The 6,996-nt window shown below is 67.0% G+C and carries 6 protein-coding genes; all 6 read left to right on the top strand.

The genetic code is table 11. The features are described from left to right. The first annotated feature begins 198 nt into the window (after positions 1-198). Positions 199-1,746, top strand: coding sequence for a DUF6504 family protein (locus HUK82_RS13235; RefSeq protein WP_176614410.1), 1,548 nt, complete (start codon positions 199-201; stop codon positions 1,744-1,746). Then, entirely contained in the window at positions 1,743-4,889 is a 3,147-nt protein-coding gene (locus HUK82_RS13240) for an error-prone DNA polymerase (protein ID WP_176614411.1), read from the top strand. Before HUK82_RS13235 ends, HUK82_RS13240 begins: the two co-directional genes overlap by 4 nt. Positions 4,890-4,985: 96 nt before the next feature. Further along, positions 4,986-6,053 (top strand): oxidoreductase, encoded by a 1,068-nt coding sequence (locus HUK82_RS13245; protein WP_176614412.1) that lies wholly within the window; start codon positions 4,986-4,988, stop codon positions 6,051-6,053. After that, positions 6,044-6,550 carry a heme-degrading domain-containing protein gene (locus tag HUK82_RS13250; protein WP_176614413.1) on the top strand — a complete coding sequence of 169 codons (507 nt, stop codon included), beginning with the start codon at positions 6,044-6,046 and terminating at the stop codon, positions 6,548-6,550. Before HUK82_RS13245 ends, HUK82_RS13250 begins: the two co-directional genes overlap by 10 nt. An 81-nt stretch (positions 6,551-6,631) precedes the next feature. After that, positions 6,632-6,853 (top strand): CbtB domain-containing protein, encoded by a 222-nt coding sequence (locus HUK82_RS13255; protein WP_176614414.1) that lies wholly within the window; start codon positions 6,632-6,634, stop codon positions 6,851-6,853. A 16-nt stretch (positions 6,854-6,869) separates the two neighbouring features. Then, the coding region (locus tag HUK82_RS13260) for a CbtA family protein (protein ID WP_394367504.1) at positions 6,870-6,996 on the top strand (127 nt) is incomplete at its 3' end.

Raw genomic sequence — 6,996 nt, forward strand, 5'->3', positions numbered from 1 at the left:
CGCTGGCCCTGCGCCGCTGGCGACGACCGGCGCAGGCGAACGGCCTTCAGCAGCCCAACGCCGCCGTCACACGCTGGCATGTCACGGCAGCCCACAGCGCCCCCCTGCCGGTCCCCGGTCTGGGAACGGCGCGGTGGCATCTGGATCTTGTACGGTGCCGAGGCGGCGAAGGCGCCCGGTTCGTTGTGGAGGCCCGCGATGGCACGAGTCGTCTCGCTCTTTCTGCCGACATGGTCGACCGACCGGGTGCGCAAGCGCCTCAACACGACCACCTCGGGCACGACCGCCTTACCGCCTGACAGCCCCCTTGTCCTTGCCGGGCACGACGGCGGCCGGCGCCTGGTTCTGGCTACCGACGGCGCGGCGCGGCGTCTCGGCCTGCGGACCGGTATGACCGTGGCCCACGTGCAGGCGCTGCATCCCGGCCTGACGATCCTGCCCGCCGACCCGCAGGGCGACACAGCCGCCCTGCACGCGCTCGGCCTGTGGCTCCAGCAACGCCTCGCGCCCATCGTGGGCCTCGACCCTCCCGACGGTCTGGTCCTCGACACAACAGGCACCGACCATCTGCATGGGGGTGAGGCCGCAATGCTGACGCGGCTGGCTGATCGACTGCGGCATGCCGGCCTGTGCGCCCGACTGGCGATCGCCGACAACTGGGGCGCCGCCCATGCCATCGCCCGTTACGGCCCCGAACACCTCGCGATCGTTCCTCCGGGCGCGAATGGCCACGCCCTGTCCCCTTTGCCGATCGAGGGCCTGCGGTTGGACGCGGCGACGCTGGACGGTCTGCACGCTCTGGGCCTGAGCCGCATCGGCGATCTGGCCCGCAGGCCACGCGCGCCCCTCGCTCTGCGTTTTGGTCCGACCGTCACCCTGCGCCTCGACCAGGCGTGCGGCGCGCGGGCCGAGGCGATCGTCGCCTTGCGCCCGGTCGACCCGGTCGCCGTTACCCACAACCTCGGTGAACCAATTGCCGCGGCCGAGACCATCGCCCGTTACATCACAATGCTGACAACGCCGTTCTGCGCGGCACTCGAAGCGCGTGGCCAGGGCGCACGGCGGGTCGACCTGCTTTTGCATCGGGTCGACAACCACTGCGAAGTCATCCGGATCGCCCTGTCACGCCCGATGCGCGACGTGGCCCGGCTTGCGCGCCTTCTGTGCGACCGGATCGAGACAATCACGCCGGGTTTCGGCATCGAACGGCTGGAACTGATCGCAACCCTCGCCGAGCCCCTGGACGGCCGGCAGACCGAGGCCGCTCTGGCTGGCGGCGACGCAGAAGCCTCCCCGGATCTGCCGGCCCTGCTCGATACGCTTGCCAACCATGTGGGGGCAGACGCGCTGTATCGCTGCGCCGCCATCGAAAGCGATGTGCCGGAACGCTCGGTCCGTCGGGTTGCTCCCCTTGGGCCCGCTTCCCTGCCGGTCTGGCCAGTTCACTGGCCGCGCCCCGAACGACTGCTGCCCCACCCGGAACCGGTGCGCACGCTGGCCGTACTGCCGGATCATCCGCCCCGCTTTTTCGTCTGGCGTGGCAAACGGCATGACGTGCGCTGCGCCGACGGGCCGGAGCGCGTCTTTGGCGAATGGTGGCGCGATGACCGTGAACTGACGGCCGCCCGCGACTATTTCCGGGTCGAGGATATGTCCGGCGGCCGCTACTGGCTGTATCGCGCGGGCGACGGCGAACATGGTGAAACCGGCACGCAGGCATGGTTCCTGCATGGGATTTTCGCATGACGCGTTACGCCGAACTTCAGGTCACGACGTATTTTTCGTTTCTGCGCGGCGCCTCCTCGCCCGATGAACTGTTCGCGCAGGCGCGGGCGTTGGGGGTCGAGGCACTGGGCATCACCGATCACGGCTCCCTCGCCGGGCTGGTGCGCGCCCATGTCGCCGCCCGGGCGCAGGGCGTGCGACTGGTGCCCGGGTGTCGCCTTGCGCTGAGCGACATGGCGCCCGTTCTGGTCTATCCCACCGATCGTGCCGCCTATGGACGGTTATGCCGCCTGCTGACGATCGGCAAGGCACGTGCCGGAAAAGGCGGTTGCCTGCTGTCGTTTTCCGATCTCGCCGCTCATGCTGAGGGGCTGTTCGCCACCCTGTTGCCGGACGAGGCGGACGCCACATGCGCGCGCCAGATTCGCACGCTGGCAGACACCTTCGGCGACAGGACGTCGCTCGCACTGACATTACGACGCCGCCCCAACGACCAGATGCGGCTGCATGCGCTGGCCACCCTCGCCAGCCGGGAGGGCGTGCCCTGCGTCGCGACGAATGACGTGCTGTATCACACTCATGACCGGCGGATCCTGCAGGATGTCGTTACCTGCATCCGGCATGGCACGACGATCGAGGCCGCCGGCTTCCGGCGCGAACGCCACGCCGACCGTTACCTCAAGCCGCCGGCGGAGATGGCACGCCTGTTCGCCCGTTTTCCCGAAGCGCTGGCACGCGGCATCGCCATCATGGAGGCCTGCCGCTTTTCACTCGATGATCTCGTCTATCAATATCCGGACGAAGTCTCCCGCCCGGGCCAGACAGCGCAGGACCGGCTGACCGAACTGACATGGGAAGGTGCCCATCGGCGCTACGGGGCTGCCCTTCCTCCCGCCATCGCACGTCAACTCCGCCATGAACTCGGCATCATCGGACAGCTGTCCTATGCCCCGTATTTCCTGACCGTCCATACCATCGTCCAGGAAGCCGGACGGCGGGAAATCCTGTGTCAGGGGCGCGGATCGGCCGCCAACTCGGCCGTGTGCTACATGCTGGGCATCACCGCGCTGGACCCGACCCGCAGCAATCTTCTGTTCGAACGCTTCGTCTCCGCCGAACGCGGCGAACCACCGGATATCGATGTCGATTTCGAACATGACCGGCGGGATGAAATCATCGACTGGATCTACGATCATTACGGCCGCACCCGCGCCGCCCTGACCGCCGTCGTGTCGCGTTACCGCGCGCGCGGCGCCCTGCGCGACGTGGGCAAGGTCATGGGTCTGCCCGAAGACGTGATCCGCCAACTCGGCAGTCGCATGTGGGGGTGGTGGCGCAGTCTCGACCGTGCCGATCTGGAACAGACCGGCATTGACCTGACCGACAGGCGGGTGCGCCTGACCCTCGATCTGGCCCATGCGCTGACCGATGCGCCACGCCACCTCTCGCAGCATCCCGGCGGTTTCGTTCTGACGCACGATCGTCTTGACGAACTGGTGCCCCTCGAACCCACGGCTAGCAAGGGGCGGCAGGTCATCGAATGGGACAAGGACGATATCGACGTCCTGCGCTTCATGAAGGTGGATTGCCTGGCCCTCGGCATGCTGACGTGTCTGCGTGGGGCACTTGACCTGCTGGCCGTCCACAAGGACGAGCATTTTACGGTCGCGACCATTCCCGACAAGGACAAGCCCACCTACGACATGATCAGCCGCGCCGATACGATCGGCGTGTTCCAGATCGAAAGCCGCGCGCAGATGTCCATGCTGCCGCGCCTGAAGCCGCAGGAATTCTACGATCTGGTCATCGAAATCGCGATCGTGCGGCCCGGGCCGATCCAGGGCGACATGGTGCACCCCTATCTGCGACGCCGTCAGAAACTGGAAGAACCGGACTTTCTGAAGCCGGAGCTGAGGCCGGTTCTTGAACGCACGCTGGGGGTGCCTCTCTTTCAGGAACAGGCCATGCAGATCGCAATGATTTGCGGCGGCTTTACCGCGGCCGAGGCCGACGAACTGCGTCGTGCCATGGCAACCTTCAAAAGCCGAGGCACGATCGGACCTTTCCAGCAGCGTCTTCTCGACGGCATGCGACGCAACAAGTATTCCGAAGAGTTCGCGCAACGCATCTTCCGCCAGCTCGAAGGGTTCGGAAGCTACGGCTTTCCCGAAAGCCATTCGGCAAGTTTCGCTATCCTCGCCTATGCGTCCTCGTGGGTGAAATGCCATCACCCCGACATCTTTCTCGCCGCCTTGCTCAACGCGCAGCCCATGGGGTTCTATGCCCCCGCGCAGCTGGTGCGCGATGCCCTGGCCCACGGCGTGACGGTGCGACCGGTCTGCGTCAATGCCTCGCGCTGGGACTGCACGCTGGAAGGGCCGGCGCAGGAGCCGGGCAAGCGCTACGCCGTGCGGCTGGGACTGCGGATGATCAAGGGGCTGTCCAACCCGCACGGGGCGGCCATCGTCGAACACCGTGCCGGCCAGCCATTTACCGATCTGGACGATCTGTGGCGGCGCGCGGACGTGCCCGTGGACACCCTGCGCCATCTTGCTTCGGCCGATGCGTTCCGCCCGGCATTCGGGCTGTCGCGGCGCGAGGCCCTGTGGGCGATCCGCGGCCTGCATGACACGCCCCTGCCATTGTTCGCCGCCGCGGGAAACCTCCGCGAGATCGAGGAACCACCCCCCCGTCTTGCGCCCATGAGCGAGGGGGCGGACGTGGTCCGCGACTATGCCCGCACCGGACTCACGCTTCGGGCCCATCCCGCGCATTTCCTGCGCGCGACCCTGACCGAGCGCGGGTTCGTCTCCTGTGCCCAGGCCCGCGCGACACGGGATGGACGCCGCGTGGCCAGTGCCGGCCTTGTCCTGATGCGGCAGCGCCCGGGCACCTCGAAAGGCGTGATCTTCATGACCCTCGAAGATGAGACGGAAATCTTGAACATCGTCGTCTGGCCGGACATCTTCGAAACCTACCGCCCGGCGGTTCTGGCCTCGGGCATGATCGGCGTGCGCGGCCGGCTGCAACGCGAAGGGCTGGTGGTTCATCTGGTGGCCCACGAGATCATCGACCTCTCGGCCTTGCTGGCCACCGTCGCCGACGATGAGAGCACACCCGGACGGACCGAGCCTCTGGACGTGCGGGCGCGCCATTTCCATTGATCCCGCGTCTCGTTCAACTGCCCGTGACCGGCCTTACCGATCCGCCAGAGATGTCTATGGTACCAGCCGGACCTTCCGACGGAGTGAGACGACACGATGAACGCCCAAGTCCCGATCCGGGTCGGTCTGATCGGCTACGGCTTTGCCGGACGCACGTTCCACGCGCCGCTTATAGGCGCCGAACCCGGCCTGACTCTGACCACTGTCGCGTCGAGCAACCCGGCGAAGGTCCATCAGGATCTGCCCGATGCGCGTGTCCTGCCGGACCCGATGCGCGCGGCAACAGCCGATGACCTGGACCTGATCGTCATTGCCTCACCCAACGACAGCCACGCTCCGCTGGCACGCGCGGCGCTCGAAAGCGGGAAGCACGTTGTCGTCGACAAACCCTTCACGCTGAACATCCCCGAAGCACGCGACCTGATCGCGCTGGCCACGAAGAACGATCGCCTTCTGTCCGTCTTCCACAACCGGCGCTGGGACAGCGACTTCCTGAACATCCGCACGGCCATCGACGACGGCGAGATCGGTGCCGTCACGCATGTCGAATCCCATATCGACCGTTTCCGTCCCGAGGTGCGCCAGCGCTGGCGTGAGCTGGACGGCCCGGGCAGCGGCCTCTGGTTCGACGTCGGCCCGCATCTGATCGATCAGGCGCTGCAACTGTTCGGGCTGCCCGACCGGGTCGTCGCCTCCCTCGCCCGGCAGCGGTCCGGGGCGCTGGCCAATGACTGGGCGCATGTCGTGCTGGAGTACGGTCAACGTCGCGTCGTGCTGCATGCCAGCATGCTCGTGGCCGGGGGCACGGCGCGCTTCGTCGTCCATGGCGAGCGCGGAAGCCTTGTCAAAGCGAGCCCGGATCAACAGGAAGCCCAGCTGGTCGCCGGCATGCGACCCGGCGCCCCGAGCTGGGGCGCGGACCCCGACCCGGTTCTGGTCTATGACGAAACCGGCCGTGCGCGATCCCGGCCGCCCGTGCCAGGCGACCAGCGTCTCTATTACAAGGGGATTGCTGCGGCCCTGCGTGGCGAGGCCCCCAATCCGGTCACGCCACTGCAGGCTCTGGCGGTCATGGCCGTTCTCGAAGCCGCCAGCCATGCCGCCGAAACTGGCCAGGCCGTACCCCCCGATCTGAGCGAACAGGAGCGCGCCGCATGGGGCTGACCGACGATCTACGGACAATCGCACGGCAGGAACACGACCTGCAGTTCGACCGTTTCGACGAGGATGCCGCATGGACCCTCGGCACCCTGCTGCGCGCATGGGGTCACGACAGCGCGTGGCCGATCGTCATCGAGATCCGCTCGACGACCCGCCCGCTGTTCGTCGCAGCGCTGCCGGGCTCCGTCCCCGACAATTTCGAATGGGTCCGGCGCAAGCGCAACACGGTCGAGCGCCACCACCGCAGCAGCTACGCCATCGGGCTGGAACTCGCGCTTCAGAACGAGACGCTGGAGACCCGTTATGGACTCTCCGTCGCCGACTATGCCGCACATGGCGGCAGCTTTCCCCTGATCCTGCGCGGCACGGGCGTGATCGGCTCGATCACGGTCTCGGGCCTGCCACAGCGCGACGATCACGACGTGGTCGTCCGGGCCCTGTGCACGCAGCTGGGTCTGACGGCGGCCGATTACGCCCTACCCGACCCTGCAACTGACTGAGCCGCGGCGGCTGATTTGACGTGACCACCCGCGAGCCGATACACAAAACGCCTGCCCTACGCCGACCCGGGAACGGATGTCATGACGATTACAGCCCACGTTTCTTCCGCCTTCAACGATCGCATGATCGAGACGATCCCTCTGCGGGCCATCGTGCCGTGGGCGGTGTTCGGGACGCTGCTGGCGCTGGTCGCCCTGTATTTCGTTGGTGCGGAACAAGGCGCGACGTCCCTTGTCTCCGGTCACGCCGTGCATGAATTCGTCCATGACGGCCGTCATCTTCTGGGTTTCCCCTGTCACTGAGGGCTGATTTCTGATGATGGGGCGTCTTCTGGCGCGCGGCATGATCGCCGGGGTGCTGGCCGCCTGTCTGGCGTTCGCCTTCGCGCGCCTGTTCGGTGAGCCGCAGGTCGCGCTGTCGATCGCGTTCGAAGCCGCACGCGACG

This window comes from Ameyamaea chiangmaiensis, from assembly GCF_013376175.1.
GTDB classification, from domain to species: Bacteria; Pseudomonadota; Alphaproteobacteria; order Acetobacterales; family Acetobacteraceae; genus Ameyamaea; species Ameyamaea chiangmaiensis.

Excerpts from the sequence above, each read along its gene's own strand:
- HUK82_RS13245 (WP_176614412.1), top strand. The coding sequence starts at position 4,986 with ATGAACGCCCAAGTCCCGATCCGGGTCGGTCTGATCGGCTACGGCTTT.
- HUK82_RS13255 (WP_176614414.1), top strand. The coding sequence starts at position 6,632 with ATGACGATTACAGCCCACGTTTCTTCCGCCTTCAACGATCGCATGATC.
- HUK82_RS13250 (WP_176614413.1), top strand. The coding sequence starts at position 6,044 with ATGGGGCTGACCGACGATCTACGGACAATCGCACGGCAGGAACACGAC.
- HUK82_RS13235 (WP_176614410.1), top strand. The coding sequence starts at position 199 with ATGGCACGAGTCGTCTCGCTCTTTCTGCCGACATGGTCGACCGACCGG.
- HUK82_RS13240 (WP_176614411.1), top strand. The coding sequence starts at position 1,743 with ATGACGCGTTACGCCGAACTTCAGGTCACGACGTATTTTTCGTTTCTG.